At 67.2% G+C, this 15,752-nt stretch carries 19 protein-coding genes; 5 read left to right on the forward strand and 14 right to left on the reverse strand.

Annotated elements, in window-relative coordinates:
• Positions 1–116 precede the first annotated feature (116 nt).
• Complete coding sequence (locus MKAN_RS04570) at positions 117–509, forward strand: ArsR/SmtB family transcription factor (RefSeq protein WP_023365623.1); 393 nt, start codon at positions 117–119, stop codon at positions 507–509.
• Positions 506–898, forward strand: coding sequence for a Fur family transcriptional regulator (locus MKAN_RS04575; RefSeq protein WP_023365625.1), 393 nt, complete (start codon positions 506–508; stop codon positions 896–898). Before MKAN_RS04570 ends, MKAN_RS04575 begins: the two co-directional genes overlap by 4 nt.
• 77 nt (positions 899–975) lie before the next feature.
• Here the strand turns inward: MKAN_RS04575 and MKAN_RS04580 are convergent, their stop codons facing one another.
• Genes MKAN_RS04580 through recO form a run of 3 tightly spaced genes read right to left on the reverse strand, consistent with a single transcriptional unit; the run spans position 976 to position 3,108 of the window.
• A complete protein-coding gene (locus MKAN_RS04580; protein WP_023365627.1) occupies positions 976–1,425 on the reverse strand; it encodes a hypothetical protein in 450 nt (149 codons plus the stop codon).
• Positions 1,425–2,318: a decaprenyl diphosphate synthase gene (locus MKAN_RS04585; protein ID WP_036392649.1), complete on the reverse strand. Its 894-nt coding sequence runs from the start codon at positions 2,316–2,318 to the stop codon at positions 1,425–1,427. The genes MKAN_RS04580 and MKAN_RS04585 overlap by 1 nt, the downstream gene beginning before the upstream one ends.
• A complete protein-coding gene (gene recO, locus MKAN_RS04590; RefSeq protein WP_036392645.1) occupies positions 2,311–3,108 on the reverse strand; it encodes a DNA repair protein RecO in 798 nt (265 codons plus the stop codon). The genes MKAN_RS04585 and recO overlap by 8 nt, the downstream gene beginning before the upstream one ends.
• A 61-nt stretch (positions 3,109–3,169) precedes the next feature.
• On the opposite strand from recO, the gene MKAN_RS04595 reads away from it, so the two are divergent.
• Positions 3,170–4,678 (forward strand): amidase, encoded by a 1,509-nt coding sequence (locus tag MKAN_RS04595; RefSeq protein ID WP_036392642.1) that lies wholly within the window; start codon positions 3,170–3,172, stop codon positions 4,676–4,678.
• Between the two features lie 26 nt (positions 4,679–4,704).
• On the opposite strand, the gene era is transcribed toward MKAN_RS04595, so the two are convergent.
• The 8 genes from era to MKAN_RS04635 all read right to left on the reverse strand — a co-directional run bounded on the left by era (position 4,705) and on the right by MKAN_RS04635 (position 11,994).
• A complete protein-coding gene (era, locus tag MKAN_RS04600) occupies positions 4,705–5,616 on the reverse strand; it encodes a GTPase Era (RefSeq protein WP_023365635.1) in 912 nt (303 codons plus the stop codon).
• On the reverse strand, positions 5,613–5,948 hold the full coding sequence (locus MKAN_RS04605; RefSeq protein ID WP_023365637.1) for a hypothetical protein: 336 nt from the start codon (positions 5,946–5,948) through the stop codon (positions 5,613–5,615). Before MKAN_RS04605 ends, era begins: the two co-directional genes overlap by 4 nt.
• Positions 5,926–7,257: a hemolysin family protein gene (locus MKAN_RS04610; protein ID WP_023365639.1), complete on the reverse strand. Its 1,332-nt coding sequence runs from the start codon at positions 7,255–7,257 to the stop codon at positions 5,926–5,928. The genes MKAN_RS04605 and MKAN_RS04610 overlap by 23 nt, the downstream gene beginning before the upstream one ends.
• Complete coding sequence (gene ybeY / locus MKAN_RS04615) at positions 7,254–7,790, reverse strand: rRNA maturation RNase YbeY (RefSeq protein WP_023365641.1); 537 nt, start codon at positions 7,788–7,790, stop codon at positions 7,254–7,256. The genes MKAN_RS04610 and ybeY overlap by 4 nt, the downstream gene beginning before the upstream one ends.
• Before the next feature lie 49 nt (positions 7,791–7,839).
• Positions 7,840–8,889 (reverse strand): PhoH family protein, encoded by a 1,050-nt coding sequence (locus tag MKAN_RS04620; RefSeq protein ID WP_036392639.1) that lies wholly within the window; start codon positions 8,887–8,889, stop codon positions 7,840–7,842.
• A gap of 146 nt (positions 8,890–9,035) precedes the next feature.
• Positions 9,036–10,481, reverse strand: a complete 1,446-nt coding sequence (locus MKAN_RS04625; RefSeq protein WP_133163534.1) for a cytochrome P450 — start codon at positions 10,479–10,481, stop codon at positions 9,036–9,038.
• An 82-nt stretch (positions 10,482–10,563) separates the two neighbouring features.
• On the reverse strand, positions 10,564–11,355 hold the full coding sequence (locus MKAN_RS04630) for a phthiotriol/phenolphthiotriol dimycocerosates methyltransferase (protein ID WP_023365647.1): 792 nt from the start codon (positions 11,353–11,355) through the stop codon (positions 10,564–10,566).
• Between the two features lie 69 nt (positions 11,356–11,424).
• Positions 11,425–11,994, reverse strand: coding sequence for a nuclear transport factor 2 family protein (locus MKAN_RS04635; RefSeq protein ID WP_023365649.1), 570 nt, complete (start codon positions 11,992–11,994; stop codon positions 11,425–11,427).
• A 115-nt stretch (positions 11,995–12,109) separates the two neighbouring features.
• Between MKAN_RS04635 and MKAN_RS04640 the strand changes: the two genes are divergently transcribed.
• Both MKAN_RS04640 and MKAN_RS04645 read left to right on the forward strand, forming a co-directional pair.
• Positions 12,110–12,307: a hypothetical protein gene (locus MKAN_RS04640; protein ID WP_023365651.1), complete on the forward strand. Its 198-nt coding sequence runs from the start codon at positions 12,110–12,112 to the stop codon at positions 12,305–12,307.
• Positions 12,304–12,687 (forward strand): type II toxin-antitoxin system death-on-curing family toxin, encoded by a 384-nt coding sequence (locus MKAN_RS04645; RefSeq protein WP_023365653.1) that lies wholly within the window; start codon positions 12,304–12,306, stop codon positions 12,685–12,687. Before MKAN_RS04640 ends, MKAN_RS04645 begins: the two co-directional genes overlap by 4 nt.
• A 22-nt stretch (positions 12,688–12,709) precedes the next feature.
• On the opposite strand, the gene MKAN_RS04650 is transcribed toward MKAN_RS04645, so the two are convergent.
• Genes MKAN_RS04650 through hrcA form a run of 3 tightly spaced genes read right to left on the reverse strand, consistent with a single transcriptional unit; the run spans position 12,710 to position 15,714 of the window.
• Positions 12,710–13,456, reverse strand: a complete 747-nt coding sequence (locus MKAN_RS04650; protein WP_023365655.1) for a 16S rRNA (uracil(1498)-N(3))-methyltransferase — start codon at positions 13,454–13,456, stop codon at positions 12,710–12,712.
• A gap of 18 nt (positions 13,457–13,474) precedes the next feature.
• The gene (dnaJ, locus tag MKAN_RS04655; RefSeq protein ID WP_023365657.1) at positions 13,475–14,623 is read right to left on the reverse strand and encodes a molecular chaperone DnaJ; all 1,149 of its coding nucleotides are present in this window, start codon (positions 14,621–14,623) and stop codon (positions 13,475–13,477) included.
• 59 nt (positions 14,624–14,682) lie between these two features.
• Positions 14,683–15,714, reverse strand: a complete 1,032-nt coding sequence (hrcA, locus tag MKAN_RS04660; protein ID WP_023365659.1) for a heat-inducible transcriptional repressor HrcA — start codon at positions 15,712–15,714, stop codon at positions 14,683–14,685.
• Positions 15,715–15,752 lie beyond the last annotated feature (38 nt).

A 15,752-nucleotide genomic window follows, 5' to 3' on the forward strand; every position in this document is an offset into this window, starting at 1 on the left:
GGCGCTTCTTTGACATGCACCATCACGCATGTGACAGTGGAGGACAGCCGCAGGTGTCCGCGAGCTTTTTCGCGACAAGCGGTCCCGATGCCGGTACGTCTCGAGGTGGTTCAGATATGGCGACGTCCCCCGCTACGCCTGTCGCCGTCGACGACCTGGTCGGTCATCATGAGCACGGCGCCCGCAGCTCCTCGGGACATCCTGCCTCCCCCGCACCCCCACCGCGGGAAATTCTCGACGCCGCCGGCGAGTTGCTGCGTGCGCTGGCCGCACCGGTACGCATCGCCATCGTGCTGCAATTGCGGGAATCGCAACGTTGTGTGCATGAACTGGTCGACGCGTTGGGTGTACCGCAACCGCTGGTCAGTCAGCATCTGAAGATCCTCAAGGCAGCGGGCGTCGTCACCGGAGAGCGGTCGGGCCGTGAGGTGCTATACCGGCTTGCCGATCATCACCTCGCGCATATCGTCGTCGACGCGGTCGCCCACGCCAGTGAGGAGTCGCCGTGACCGGACCCAGTGTCCGGTCCACGCGCCAGCGGGCGGCGATCTCGACGTTGCTGGAGACGGTCGATGATTTCCGCTCGGCACAGGAATTGCACGACGAACTGCGCCGCCGGGGCGAAAACATCGGCCTGACTACCGTCTATCGCACCCTGCAGTCGATGGCCGCCGCGGGTGTGGTCGACACGCTGCGCACCGACACCGGTGAGTCGGTGTACCGCCGGTGCTCGGAACATCATCACCACCATCTGGTGTGCCGTAGTTGCGGCTCCACCATCGAGGTGGCCGACCACGAAGTGGAGGCCTGGGCCGCGGAAGTGGCTGCCCGGCATGGGTTTTCCGACGTCAGCCACACCATCGAAATCTTCGGCAACTGCGCAGACTGCCGGTCCTGAAATTCGGGCCGCGCTGCCACACCGAAATCGACAGCACAGCGAAGTCCTCCTCGAACTTTTCTGCGCCGCCGTCGGCGTCAGCGAGCCCCGGCAATCAACGCGTCGCGTACCTGGACGCCGGTGTCAAGCACCAGCAGGATCAAGGTGCGCAGCGCGTCGTCGCTCAGCCCGGCGCCGGGAAAGTTGTACCGCAGCATGACATCCCCGGTTTTGGACGCTGTCTTGGCGGCCGTCTTGGCCGCACCCTTGGCCGTACCGTTGTCGGGGCTCTTCTCCAGCACGGTGACTGCGCCGAAGTTCACATCACGCGCCTGCTTGGCCGCCCGCTCGCGAATCTTCCTGGTCAGCGGCAGGTCCCAGGCCAATATCTGGGTGAGCGACACCAACTCGAGACCCTCGGCGATGCTCACCACCCGTAACGACGCGAACGTGCCGCTATGACGAACCGTCATGGCCCCGTCAGGTTCCTGCTCGACCGAAAGGACGTCAGGCAGTATCGATGCCAGCCGCTGCTGCAGTGAGGGCACTAGGCGCTCCCGAACCGTCGATTGCGGGAAGCGTACTCCTCGCAAGCGGCCCACAAATCGCGGCGGTCATAGTCGGGCCACAACTTGTCCTGGAATATGTACTCGGCGTAAGCGGCCTGCCACAGCATGAAGTTGCTGGACCGCTGCTCGCCCGAAGTCCGCAGAAACAGGTCGACGTCGGGGATGTCGGGGCGCTGCATGTAACGGGAGATCGTGGACTCGCTGATCCGCTCCGGGTTCAACCGGCCGGCGGCCACCTCGCGCGCGATTTGCCGTGTGGCGTCGGCAATTTCGGTGCGTCCGCCGTAGTTGACGCAGTAATTGATGGTGATGACGTCGTTGTACTTCGTCATCTGCTCGGCCACCGCCAGTTCGTTGATGACGCTGCGCCACAGCCGCGGCCGCGAACCCACCCACCGGATCCGCACACCCATCTCCTTGAGATTCTCCCGGCGTCGCCGCACCACATCGCGGTTGAAACCCATCAGGAAGCGGACCTCCTCGGCCGAACGCTTCCAATTTTCGGTGGAGAAGGCATAGAGGCTGAGCCATTTGATTCCGAGTTCGATTGCGCCACAAGCGATGTCGATCACCACCGCCTCGCCCATCTTGTGTCCCTCGGTGCGACGCAGGCCACGCTGGGTGGCCCACCGGCCGTTGCCGTCCATCACGATGGCGACATGATTGGGCAACCGGTCGGCCGGAATTCGGGGCGCAGCCGCCTTCGAGATGTGCTGCGGCGGCCGGCGCGGGCCGCCGTCGGGCGACGGCGGCAGTGCCGGGAAGACAACCGGCCACGTCGAGGTGTCGGGAAAGGTCGGATAGTCGTCCGGGGCGGGGGGCAGCTGCGGGAAGTCGGCGGACGTCAGCGTTCGTTCGGCCTTCTTAGCCACACTCACCTACCTGTCTGGTCAGCGCGGCGCGACGCTCGGCAATGGTGTGATCGATCCGATAGGTCCGCTCCACCAGCGGCAACGTCTTGAGCTGACGTTCCAGGTGCCATTGCAGGTGCGCGGCTACCAACCCGCTGACATACCCGCGATGCGATTGCGGGGCCTGCTCGGCGGCCGCCCAATCGCCGTCGTGTAGGGCGGACATCAACTCCAGCACGCCCAGCGGCGGTGTCGTCGCACCGGCGGGACGGCAGTGCGCGCAGACACTGCCCCCCGCGGCAATGTGAAACGCCCGATGTGGCCCGGGTGTGGCGCAGCGAGCGCACTCGGTCAGTGCCGGCGCCCATCCGGCGATACCCATGGCACGCAGCAGATAGGCGTCCAACAGCAGGTCGCGAGGACGACGTCCGTCGGCGACCGCCCGCAACGCGCCCACCGTGAGCCGGTGCAGGGCCGGGGCGGGCGCCCGCTCTTCACCGGCAAGGCGTTCGGCGGTTTCGAGCATCGCGCAGCCGCAGGTGTACCGGCCGTAGTCGTTGACGATGTCGGTGGCGAAGGCATCGACGGAGACGACCTGGGTGACGATGTCGAGGTTGCGGCCGGGATGCAGTTGCGCATCGATGTGTGCGAACGGCTCCAGCCGGGCACCGAATTTGCTGCGGGTGCGACGTACCCCTTTGGCCACCGCACGAACCAGCCCGTGGTCGCGGGTCAGCAGGGTGACGATCCGGTCGGCTTCGCCGAGCTTGTGCTGGCGCAGCACAACAGCCCGGTCTCGATATAGCCGCATCCCCATAGTTTCGCACCCCGCCGCGACATCGCGGGTATCCGCGCCGATAGTCTCGTACCCCGTGGTTGGCGCTTCTGAGTCCGCTTCCGGGGCCGTTTCCGGGTCCGGTAACCAGCGCTTGCCCACCTTGACCGATCTTCTCTATCAGCTGGCCAACGGCTCGGTGACCTCCGTTGACCTGGTACGCAGGTCCCTGCGCGAGATCCAGGCGAGCCAGTCCACGTTGAACGCATTCCGGGTGGTCTTCACCGAATCGGCGCTGGCCGACGCGGCCGCGGCAGACCGGCGACGGGCGGCCGGCGACACCGGGCCCCTGCTGGGCATCCCGATCGCGGTCAAAGACGACGTCGACGTTGCTGGCGTGCCCACCGCCTACGGCACCGAAGGGTATGTCGCTCCCGCTACCGCGGATTCGGAGGTCGTCCGGCGGCTCAAGGCGGCCGGGGCGGTGATCGTCGGCAAGACCAACACCTGCGAGCTCGGCCAGTGGCCATTCACCAGCGGGCCCGGGTTCGGACACACCCGCAACCCGTGGGCGCGCCGGCATACACCCGGCGGATCGTCGGGGGGCAGCGCGGCCGCCGTGGCCGCAGGCCTGGTCACCGCGGCAATTGGCTCCGACGGGGCCGGCAGCATCCGGGTCCCCGCGGCGTGGACCCACTTGGTGGGCATCAAACCGCAGCGCGGCCGCATCTCCACCTGGCCGCTGCCGGAGGCGTTCAACGGCATCACGGTCAACGGCGTGCTGGCCCGCACGGTAGCCGACGCGGCCCTGGTGCTGGATGCGGCGTCGGGCAATGTCGAGGGCGATCTACACCGGCCGCCGCCGGTGACCGCATCCGACTACGTCGGCATCGCCCCCGGTCCGCTGAAGATCGCACTGTCGACCCGGGCCCCTTTCAACGGTTTCCGGGCAAAGTTGCATCCGGAGATCCTTGCCGCGACGCGTCAGGTGGGCGAACAGCTTCAGCTGCTCGGCCACACCGTGGTGCGGGGCAACCCCGACTACAGCGTGCAGATGTCGTGGGACTTTCTCGCCCGGTCCACCGCCGGACTGTGGGAGTGGGCGCAGCGACTGGGCGACGATGTCACGCTGGACCCGCGCACGGTGTCCAATCTGCGCACCGGACACATGCTTTCCCAGGCCATCCTGCGCAGCGCGCGCCGCCACGAAGCCGCCGCGCACCGGCGAGTGGGCTCGATCTTCGACATCGTCGACGTGGTGCTGGCACCGACCACCGCGCTGCCCCCGCCGCTGGCCCGCGCCTTCGACCAGATGGGCGGGCTGGCCACCGACCGCGCCATTATCGCCGCGTGCCCCTACACGTGGCCATGGAATCTGCTGGGCTGGCCGGCGATCAACGTGCCGGCAGGGTTCACCGTCGAGGGCCTGCCGATCGGTGTTCAACTCATGGGACCGGCCAACAGCGAAGGCATGCTGATCTCGCTGGCCGCCGAGTTGGAAGCCGTCAGCGGCTGGGCGGCCAAGCAGCCGACGGTCTGGTGGAACGAGGGCACCGACACACCTGCCCCCCACAGCGTGCGGCCGCCGCAGCGTTGGCAGCGCTGACCCGTGCCGAGCCTCCTGCTCATCGTTCAAAATCCCAGCCGGCCAAGCTGTTTGGGGTCACGCTGCCAGTTCTTTGCCACCTTGACGCGTAGGTCGAGGTAGACCTTGGTCCCCAGCAGTTTCTCGATCTGACCGCGCGCCGCGGTGCCAACTTGTCGCAGCCGGGCGCCGCCCTTGCCGATGACAATCCCCTTCTGGCTGTCCCGCTCGACATACACCACGGCGTGCACGTCGATCAGGTCGTCCCTTCCGTCGCGCGGGCTGACGTCGTCGATAACCACGGCCAGCGAATGGGGCAGTTCGTCATGGACGCCCTCCAAGGCGGCCTCGCGGATGAACTCCGCCATCAGGACCTCTTCGGGCTCGTCAGTCAACTCACCGTCGGGGTAGTAGGCCGGGCCGGGCGGCAAAGCCCCGGCCAGCACATCGACCAGCACGTCGACCTGCGCGCCGGTCACGGCCGACACCGGGACGATTTCTGTTGAGCCGGGCAGGTTTTCCACCAGCTCGCCGACCGCCACCAGCTGCGCGGCCACCCGGTCCTTGGGCACCTTGTCGATCTTGGTGACGATGACAACCAGTGTTGTGCCAGGTGCCACGGAGCGAATCTGCTCGAGGATCCACCGGTCACCCGGGCCGATCGCTTCGTCAGCCGGAATGCACAGTCCGATCACGTCGACCTCGGCGTAGGTGGCCCGGACCAGGTCGTTGAGCCGCTTGCCCAGCAGCGTCCGCGGCCGGTGCAGGCCCGGCGTGTCGACCAGGATGATCTGGAAGTTCTCTCGATGCACAATGCCGCGGATTGTGTGCCGAGTGGTCTGCGGCCGCATTGACGTGATCGCGACTTTGGCACCCACCAGCGCATTGGTCAGCGTTGACTTTCCGGTGTTCGGCCGGCCGACCAAACAGACGAAGCCGGAACGGAATTCAGCCGTCATAACGGGGTTCCGGTGCTGTCGGTGACGACCACCACCGCCATCGGCGACAGCTCGCGTAGGGCCGCAATGCCCGGGTCGTCGACGGATCCGGCGACCAGCGCGGCAGCCTCCAAACCGATCGCCCCGCTGGATACGGCAGCAGCCACCGCCGCCTGCAATCCGGTCAGCCGTAGCGCCGGCAAGTTCACCGGTACGGCTACGTAGGTGCGCCCTTCGTGGTCGCGTACCGCCGCCCCGCTGTCGGCCCCGGCCCGCGCCATGGCCGCTCGTGCCAGCATCACCAGCTTGGCGTCCTCGGGGTCCGCCGGCTCAGCCATCGGAATCGCCTTCATCTGGGCGGTACCCGGAGCAGTCGGTTGCCACGGTTTCGCCCAGCTCTACGGGGCTCACCAAAACGGTGCCGATTCGCATCCGGCCGCGGTGGTCGCGACCCCCCTCAGCCTGCAGTCGCAGGCCATGGGATACCACCTCGGCACCGGGCAGTGGAACGCGACCCAATTCCAATGCCAGCAAACCGCCTACGGTGTCGACATCGAGGTCGCCATCGAAATCCATGCCGTACAACTCGCCCACATCCTCGATCGGGAGCCGCGCCGACACACGAAATCGTTTGTCGCCCAGGTCTTCTACTGGCGCTATCTCGGCCTCGTCGTACTCGTCGGCGATCTCACCGACGATTTCCTCCAGCACGTCTTCGATGCTGACCAGGCCGGCGATGGCGCCGTATTCGTCGACCAGCAGTGCCATGTGGTTGCGGTCGCGCTGCATCTCCCGCAGCAGCGCGTCCAGCGGCTTGGAGTCCGGCACGAACACCGCTGGGCGCATGACGTCCGCCACGGTGCTTTCCCGACCGCCGCCTGGCGAGAAGAATGTCTGGCGCACAAGGTCTTTCAGGTACACCACGCCGAGAATGTCGTCGACGTTCTCGCCGATCACCGGAATGCGGGAATGGCCGCTGCGCACGGCCAGGTTCATCGCTTGAGCCGGTGATTTGTCCCCCTCGATCCAGATCATCTCGGTGCGCGGCACCATCACCTCGCGGGCGGGGGTGTCGCCGAGTTCGAAGACCGACTCGATCATCTTGCGTTCGTCGGCGGCAACCACGCCGCGCTGCTGCGCCAGGTCGACGACTTCGCGCAGTTCGACCTCGGAGGCGAACGGCCCGTTGCGAAACCCACGGCCCGGGGTGAGCGCGTTGCCCAGCAGCACCAGCAACCGGCTGATCGGCATCAACAGCCATGAAATCACCTGCAACGGAACGGCGGTGGCCAGCGCGATGGAGTAGGCATGCTGGCGGCCGAGCGTGCGCGGACCCACACCGATAACGACGAAGCTGGTCACCACCATGACGGCCGCGGCCACGAACAACCCGCCGTTGAGGTTCAGATTGTGCCGGAAAAACACCACCAGGAACGCGGTGGCGGTGATCTCACACACAATCCGCAGCAGCACCACCAAGTTGATGTAGCGCGGCCGTTCCACCATCACCTTGAGCAGTGCCACCGCTCCCGGCCGGGCCTCGCGCACCAGCTCCTGCACACGGGCCAGCGACACGGTGCTGAAGGCGGCGTCCAGCGCCGCGAATACACCGCCGAGTCCGATCAACACGATCGCACCGAGCAGCTGAGCAAGACCGGTCACGACTCGTCGAAGTACCTGGACTTGTCCAGCAGCCGGCGGTCTCGTTCATGCTGGCGGTCGTGCTGGTAAGCCTCGACCTGGGCGGCCACCCACTCTTCCAGTAACCGCTCCTGCAAGGCGAACATCTCCCGCTCCTCGTCCGGCTCACCGTGGTCGTAGCCGAGCAGATGCAGCACGCCGTGGATTGTCAACAGCGCCAGCTCATGTCCGAGGCTGTGGCCCGCCGCGGCCGCCTGCTCCGCCGCGAACTCCGGGCACAGCACGATATCGCCGAGCATCGCCGGGCCGGGCTCGGGCGCGTCGGGGCGCCCCCCGGGCTCCAGCTCGTCCATCGGAAAGCTCATCACATCAGTCGGCCCGGGCAGATCCATCCAGCGCATGTGCAGGTCGGCCATCGCGGCGGTGTCCAGCAACACCATCGACAACTCCGCGCCCGGGTTGACATCCATCTTGTCGATGACAAATCGCGCGACGCTGACCAGCTCGGTCTCGGAGACGTCGATGCCCGACTCGTTGGATACTTCAATGCTCATAGATGCTCATAGATGCTCATAGATGCTCACGAGAGTTCTCACGCACTCATCATCGACGACCACGCGCGCCGGAGGCCCGCCGAGCCGCCCGGTTCATCCCGGACCCGGGTTCCTCGGACCGGGCGTAGGCTTCGACGATCTCCGAGACCAGTCGGTGACGCACCACGTCCACGCTGGTCAGCTCCGCGATGTGAATGTCGTCGATGTCCTCGAGGATGTCGACCGCCGCCCGCAGGCCGGACTTGGCGCCACCCGGCAGGTCGATCTGGGTGACGTCCCCGGTGACGACGACTTTCGACCCGAACCCCAAGCGGGTGAGGAACATTTTCATCTGCTCGGCGGTGGTGTTCTGCGCCTCGTCGAGCACGATGAAGGCGTCGTTCAAGGTGCGGCCACGCATATACGCCAGTGGCGCCACCTCGATAACCCCGGCGGTCATCAGCTTCGGGATCAGCTCGGGATCCATCATGTCGTACAGCGCGTCATACAGTGGCCGCAGGTACGGGTCGATCTTCTCGCTCAGCGTGCCGGGCAGAAACCCAAGGCGCTCACCGGCTTCCACCGCCGGACGGGTCAAGATGATGCGGGTGACCTGCTTGGTCTGCAATGCATGCACCGCCTTGGCCATCGCCAGATAGGTCTTCCCGGTGCCGGCCGGGCCGATCCCGAACACGATGGTGTTGGCATCGATGGCGTCGACATAGCGCTTCTGGTTGAGCGTCTTGGGCCGGATCGTCTTGCCGCGGCGCGACAAGATGTCGAGGGTGAGCACTTCGGCCGGTGACTCGTTGCCTGCGCCGAGCAGCATGGCAACGCTGTGACGCACCACCTCCGGCGTCAACGACTGTCCCCCGGCAACGATCGCGACCAGTTCGGAAATTGCGCGTTCGGCCAGCGCCACATCGGCCGGTTCGCCGGAAAGCGTCACCGAGTTGCCTCGTACGTGCAGGCCGGCGGTCAGGGTCCGTTCCAGTGCGCGCAGGTTTTCGTCTGCCGATCCGAGTAAGCCCACGACCAAGTCAGGCGGAACATCGATGCTGCTGCGAACCTGAGATGAAGCCGGTAAGGCGTCAGCAGCCTTGGTTTCGCGGGGCGTCACGTGGTTTCTGATGCCTACTTTCTGGGTTCGCGGGCGACGACAGCCGGTAGTCAAGTCTACCGCCGGGTGCGCCTCGCGGGCCTGGTCCAGTCGAAATGCCGCCCCGGAACCGAGGCCGCAGAACCGGCGGAGGTGACTGCGGTGCGCTAGATCCGCTGCGCCGCCACCGGAATCTTGCTGACGACGGCCGGCACGCCACCTTTGACCGGCCACGGAAGGGCGGGGTCGTGTTCGGGCGCCCAACCGGCGGGGAGCTGTATCCGGAACCGCTGATGAACCTGGGCGAGAAAGAATTGGGCCTCCAGGTAACCCATGGCCGCGCCGAAACAGCGGTGCGGCCCGGCGCCGAAGGGCAGGAAAGCCAGATTCGGCCGGGCGGCGACGATGTCCTTGTCGTAGAACCGGATCGGCTCGTACTTGTCGGCGTCGGGGCCCCACCAGCGCGGATCACGCTGCAGGGCATAGATCGGCAGGCCGATCAGGGTGCCGCGACGAATGCGATAGCCGCCGATGACGTCGTCGATCATGGCGAACCGCGGCTGCAGCAGCAGGCCCTGCAGGCGCTGGCCCTCGTCGAAACACGCCTTCGCCCACTCCAACCTGTCCAGGTCGGCGTAGCAGGGCAGGGCTCCGCCGAGTGCGTCGACCTCGTCGTACAGTCGCCGCTGAGCCTGCGGATTCTGCGGAAGCAGCGCCAGCGTCCACGCCAATGCGGCGACCACGGTTTCATATCCGCCGCCGATCAGCATGATCGCCTCGGTGATCACGTCGCGCCGGCTGATGGGCGTGCCGTCCTCATAGCGCGCGTCGAGGAGAATCTGCAGCAGGTCGTGGTAGGAGCGGGAATCGGCCAGCCGTTCCTCGACCCGCTGCTTCACCCAGCGCCGCATCCGCAACCATGCCTGCACGGGGTTACCGTCTCCCGGCAGCACTCGCGGCGCAGCACCGAGCAGCAGCGGTGACGATGCGCTCTGCATCAGCGTGCGGACGTCGACGTCGAGCCGGTGCAACTCGGCATCGGAGAGCCCCACAGTGAACATCGCCCGCATGAACGCCGGAATCACCACGCCGTTGATCTCGTGCTGCAGGTCGATCGGTTCGCCGGACTGCGCGAACCGGTCCCATCTGGTCAGGCGGTTGGCGAATTCGTCGGCGACGGTGGCGGCGACCCGGCTCAGCTGTTGGCGGCCCATCATCGGTGTCAGCGGCTTGCGGCGGCGGCGGAACTCGGCGCCCTCCATCATCTGCATGGAAGCGCCCAGCATTTTTTTCGCCGCGCCCGCGGCGGGGCCGATCAGGCTGTACTCGCCGTCGCGGTGGCTCATGACGTGACGCACGTGGTCGGGATGATTCAGGACCACCACGTCGTACAGCGGCAACGGCAGCCGGTAGATGTCGCCGTAGGTCGTCCCCAGCTGTTGCAGGTATGCGAATGGGTCTGACTTGAGTTCGGGAAGGACCCCGACGAAGGGGCGCCCACGCGGGCCGGGCGGGCGCGGCGCCCGATGGTGGCGCCGCGCACCCAGCGCATCGCGCGCGCGGCCGACGGGGTTGCGGGTGACCCAGAAGGTGTCTCGTTCGGTCGCTGTCATGGAATAGCTCTCCGCACTGTTGATCCGCACTGGTGCCTCGGCGGCGGGTATCGCCGGCCTCGATATCGAAAGGTGTTGCCGGTCAGCCGTTTTCGAAGCAATACATCCGGTAGGAGCTCTCGCCGTTTTGCAGCCCGCGGCAGAGCCTGGCGTTCGAGGCGGCTACGGCGCCGCGGACCAGCCCACGAAGCATCGCCGGGGTCCGGCGAGTGAACATGTGCTGCGAGCGCGGCAGGCTCTTTTCCAGCCCGCGCACCACCTGCTCGTTGATGATCTCCTTGGAGAGCATCCGCAGCGGCGCGTCGGCCAGCTCGCTCTCCCACTGGGCGATGTGGTCGCTGTGCCGGACATCGGCGTACAGGAGATGTCCGCCCGGGCGCAGCACGCGCGCGACTTCGGCGAGAAAGCGAGGCACCGACGGGTAGCAGTGCGAGGCCTCGATATTGACGACGGCGTCGAAGGAATTGTCGGGGAATGGCAGATTCTCGGCGTCGCCCTGCACGAAGTCCAGCCCCGGCAGCTGGTGGGTCTTGCGGCAGACCTCGATGCCGGCGGGGTTGAGGTCCAGGCCGGTGTAGGCGGCCGGGTTCAGGGTGCGCATCAGGTAGGAGGCTCCGCCGCCGTGGCCGCAGCTCACCTCCAGCACCTTCTTTCCGGCAATGTCGGCCTGGGTCGCCGTGCGGTGGTAGAGCTGAATGCAATACCGGTGGGGCTCGTCGGTCTCCGATAACGGGATGGCCATCGGTGGGTCTTCCTCATAGCCGAGATTCAGCAACGCCACGTCGTCGGCGCCGTGGCGGGTGATGAAGGGGTAGTAGTACTTGGCGAAGACTCTCCAGGCGGGAGTCGACACCAGTCTGGTTGCAAGGCCCATGGTTCTGGTATGCCCACTAGCCCGGGGAATACACACCCGGTGGTGCCCAGTGGTTCACGTCACCGCGGGTCAATCCCCCGGCGCGCCCTCCGGCTGGCCGCGGCGTAGCAACGTATTTGCCGGCACATCCTTGTCCAGGACCTTGTGCGCCTGGGCCACGCCGGCGACCGGCAGCAGGTCCGCTGAGAGCAGCCCCACCTGCACCAGCAGCGAGGCCTGATCCCAGTAGATCCGTTCGTAGGCGACTTTCGGCTCCCCGGATTCCGGGTCTGCCTCGAACCCCATCACGACGACGACGGGCAGCATCACCGCGCGGCCGGTGGGCGCCACGTTGGGCAGGAAGGTCGGCATCGCAATGTCATGGGTAAACGACATGACCATCTCGTCGACGACGCGATCGGTGCCGACGGTGCGACAGACCGGGATGATCCTGGTGTCGTCGGGCCAGTGCCCGATGAAGTATTGGCCGTAGAACTCGGCGACCCCGCGGGCGCCAACGCCGCCCATCATCGTGGGCACATGGTTGACGTAGGGATCGGCGGTCATCGTCGCCATGGTCGCGGCGAGGTCCTTGGCGACGAACTCGTGGGCGACGTGTTCGTCGAAGATGGCGCTCAGATCGCGGACGGTGTCGGTCATGGGGCAGGCTCCTTTCGCACCTGAGAGTCCCACGGCGGCAACGATGATGTGGGAGAACCAGCGGCTCAGTCGCGAGTAGCACCGACTCTGGTACTACTCGCGGTACCACGACGCCGTGCCATCGCTGAACATCGGTTTCACCGACGAAGAACTTGTTGCCGTTCGCGACGCAGCAGCCGGTGAAAACTTGTCGCTGCGCGCGTTTGTTCACCGCGCGGCCGTCGTCGCCGCCAGCGATCGCAAGCGACGGGTCGCCGAAGCTGCGGCTCTGGTGGCTCAGCGCTCCGCGGAGCTGAACCGCCGCCTGGCGTGACGGAATTCTTCGATCGTGACGACGTCCTCACCGCCGGCGCGCTCGCCGTGGGCGCGGTGCTCGAGGTCGGCGACTTCGGGCTGCTCGACGCCGCGGTCGCGCGACCTCAGGCCACCGTTTACGGGGTCGACGCCTACCCCGATCTCTATACCAAGGCAGCGGCGCTGTTACAGTCGCTGGCCCGCAACCGTGCTCTGGTAGACGGCAATAAGCGAACCGCCTGGGCGTCGGCGTGGACGTTCTTGTATATCAACGGGATCGAGCTTGTGGCCGGGTTTGATGTAGACACCGCCGAGAGGTTCATGTACGACGTAGCCGAGCGCGGTGAACTGACCGTCGACGACATCGCCGAAACACTGCGCCAGTTCGCGTCCGCCTAGCGGTGCGCCAGCCGAATCTGGGCTAATCCCACCTCGGGGTCAGCACCCCCAGCGCGCCCAGCGCCACCGCGGCCGCGGTCGACGTCCGCAACACCGTCGGGCCCAGCCGGACCGCGACGGCTCCGGCGCCGGTCAGCGCGTCGATCTCCTCCGGCGCGATACCGCCTTCGGGGCCGATCACCAGCATCAGCGAATTCGCCTGTGCCAGAGCAACTTCGGCAAGCCGGGCGGTCGCCGACTCATGTAACGCCAGCACCATCGCACCGCGGGCCACCTCGTCACGGACCCGCACGGTCAACGCGGCCGTGGACAGCGGGCCGTCGACCGGCGGGATGTAGGCCCGCCGGGACTGTCGTGCCGCCGAGCGGGCGACCGATCGCCACCGGCGCAGTCCCTTGTCGACGCGCGAACCGTTCCAGCTCGCCACGCAGCGCGCCGCCTGCCACGCCACAAACGCGTCGGCGCCGGCCTCGGTGGCCAGCTCGATCGCCAGTTCGGAGCGCTCAGATTTCGGCAGCGCCTGCACCACCGTCACCGCCGGCCGTGCCGGCACGGTGCTCCAACGCTCCAGCACCCGGGCAGCCAGGCCGTCGCGTCCGGCCCGCTCGACCCGGCAGCGGGCCAGGTCGCCCTCGCCGTCGCCGAGCACCACCTCCTCGCCGGGACGGATCCGCCGCACCGTGGCGGCGTGAAAACCTTCGTCTCCGTCCACCACGGCCAGCGTGCCGGGATCGGGCAGCGCGTCGACGTAGAACAGCGTCGCCACCATGTGCGCGCCGCCAGCCGGCTAGCGTCCGGTGAAGGTTTCGCGCAGCCGGCTGAACAGCCCGCCGCCGGCGCCGTGCGCCGACCGTACCTCGGCCACGTCGCGACTTCGGCGGTTCTTGAACTCGCGCAAGAGGTCGGCGTCGTGGTGGTCCAGCCGGGCGGGGACCACCACCTCGACGTGGACGTGCAGGTCTCCGCGAGTGTGGGAGCGCAGGTGCGGCATCCCGCGGCCCCGCAGTGTGATGACCGAACCCGGTTGGGTCCCCGGCGGAACGACGATCTCACTGGGGCCGTCCAGGATGGCGTCCAGGGTTACGGTGACGCCCAGCGCCGCGTCGGCCATCGGGACCGACACCGTGCAGTGCAGGTCGTCACCCTCGCGCGCGAAGATGTCATGCGCCTGCTCGTGGACCTCGACATACAGGTCGCCCGCCGGCCCTCCCCCGGGACCGACCTCACCCTGGGCGGCCAGGCGCACCCGCATACCGTCGCCGACGCCGGCCGGGATCTTGACGGTGATCTCGCGGCGCGCCCGCACCCGGCCGTCACCCATGCACTGGTGGCAGGGGTCGGGAATGACCACCCCGACACCTCGGCAGGTGGGGCACGGGCGCGACGTCAGCATCTGCCCGAGCAACGAACGCTGGACGGTCTGCACCTCGCCGCGGCCACCGCAGGTGTCGCAGGGCACCGGCGCGGAATCGCCGTTGGTGCCCTTGCCCTGGCAGCGGTCACAGAGCACCGCGGTATCGACGGTTACCTGCTTGGTGACACCGGTCGCGCATTCCTCGAGATCCAGCCGCATGCGCAGCAACGAGTCCGAACCCGGGCGAACACGGCCGATCGGGCCGCGCGACGCCGGACCGCCGCCGAAGCCGCCACCGAAGAACGCCTCGAAGACGTCGCCCAGCCCGCCGAAACCGGCGAATCCGGAGGCCGACGCGCCGGCGCTTTCCAGCGGATCCCCGCCCAAGTCGACGATCCGGCGTTTCTCGGGGTCGCTCAACACTTCGTAGGCGGCGCTGATCTCTTTGAACTTCGCCTGCGCCGCCTCGTCGGGATTGACATCGGGATGCAGTTCGCGGGCCAGCTTGCGATATGCGCGTTTGATCTCTGTTTCGCTGGCGCCCTTGCTGACGCCGAGCAGCCCGTAGTAATCGCGTGCCACGATTGACCTTCCTGTGCCGCCCTACGCGGCTGTCCACAACCTCTGCAGCGGGTGCGCGGTCATCGAGCACCCAACACTTCGCCGATATACATGGCAACCGCGGCGACACTGGCGATAGTTCCCGGGTAGTCCATCCGGGTCGGCCCCAGCACACCCATGCCGCCATAGACGGTGTCGTTGGAGCCGTAGGCGGTGCTCACCATCGAGGTCCCGACCATCTGCTCGACCTCCGTTTCATGGCCGATGCGCACCGTCACCTTGCCCGCTTCCTGCTGTGCCGCCAACAGCCGCAGCACCACCACCTGCTCCTCGAGCGCTTCCAGGATGGAGCGCAGCGACCCACCGAAGTCCGCGGCGTTGCGGGTCAGATTTGCGGTGCCGCCCATGAGCAGGCGCTCCTCGGTGTGTTCCACCAACGACTCCAGCAACACCGTCGCCGAGCGGCCGACCGCGTCGCCCAAGCCGCCGGCACCGTTCAGCTGGCTGGCGAGGTCGGCCACCGCGATGGAGGCCGCCGAGAGCTTCTTGCCTTCCAGAGCCTGCCCGAGCAGCTCGCGCAGCTGGGACAGTTGGTGGTCGTCGATGACGTCGCCGAGTTCGACGATCCGCTGGTCCACGCGCCCGGAGTCGGTGATCACCACCATCAGCAGCCGCGCTGGGGTCAGCGCGATGACTTCCAGGTGGCGAACGGTCGAGCTCGACAACGTCGGGTACTGCACCACCGCGACCTGCCGGGTCAGTTGGGCCAGTAGCCGCACCGCCCGGCGGAGCACGTCGTCGAGATCGACACCGGAGGCCAAGAAGCTCTGAATCGCGCGCCGCTCCGCCTTGGACAGTGGCTTCACGTCGTCGAGGCGGTCGACGAACTCCCGGTATCCCTTTTCGGTGGGCACCCGCCCGGAGCTGGTGTGCGGCTGGGTGATGTATCCCTCGGCTTCCAGCACCGCCATGTCGTTGCGGATCGTGGCGCTGGACACCCCCAGGTTGTGGCGCTCTACCAGGGATTTCGAGCCGATCGGTTCCTGGGTGGCGACGAAGTCGGCGACAATGGCACGCAGCACCTCGAAGCGGCGCTCGTCCGCGTTTCCCATCGACTGTCACCTCCTTCACGCCCGGTCGGCCGGGTTCA

The sequence above is a fragment of the Mycobacterium kansasii ATCC 12478 genome (assembly GCF_000157895.3).
Classification (GTDB): Bacteria; Actinomycetota; Actinomycetes; order Mycobacteriales; family Mycobacteriaceae; genus Mycobacterium; species Mycobacterium kansasii.

What these genes read in the sequence shown, in the direction of transcription:
- ybeY (WP_023365641.1), bottom strand. Translation starts at nt 7,790, where the DNA reads ATGAGCATTGAAGTATCCAACGAGTCGGGCATCGACGTCTCCGAGACC.
- recO (WP_036392645.1), bottom strand. Translation starts at nt 3,108, where the DNA reads ATGCGGCTATATCGAGACCGGGCTGTTGTGCTGCGCCAGCACAAGCTC.
- MKAN_RS04635 (WP_023365649.1), bottom strand. Translation starts at nt 11,994, where the DNA reads ATGACCGACACCGTCCGCGATCTGAGCGCCATCTTCGACGAACACGTC.
- MKAN_RS04650 (WP_023365655.1), bottom strand. Translation starts at nt 13,456, where the DNA reads ATGGTGGCGACGCTGTTCTACGTCGACGCGCTGCCCGATCCCGGCACG.
- MKAN_RS04570 (WP_023365623.1), top strand. Translation starts at nt 117, where the DNA reads ATGGCGACGTCCCCCGCTACGCCTGTCGCCGTCGACGACCTGGTCGGT.
- MKAN_RS04630 (WP_023365647.1), bottom strand. Translation starts at nt 11,355, where the DNA reads ATGGGCCTTGCAACCAGACTGGTGTCGACTCCCGCCTGGAGAGTCTTC.
- hrcA (WP_023365659.1), bottom strand. Translation starts at nt 15,714, where the DNA reads ATGGGAAACGCGGACGAGCGCCGCTTCGAGGTGCTGCGTGCCATTGTC.
- MKAN_RS04625 (WP_133163534.1), bottom strand. Translation starts at nt 10,481, where the DNA reads ATGACAGCGACCGAACGAGACACCTTCTGGGTCACCCGCAACCCCGTC.
- MKAN_RS04605 (WP_023365637.1), bottom strand. Translation starts at nt 5,948, where the DNA reads ATGAAGGCGATTCCGATGGCTGAGCCGGCGGACCCCGAGGACGCCAAG.
- era (WP_023365635.1), bottom strand. Translation starts at nt 5,616, where the DNA reads ATGACGGCTGAATTCCGTTCCGGCTTCGTCTGTTTGGTCGGCCGGCCG.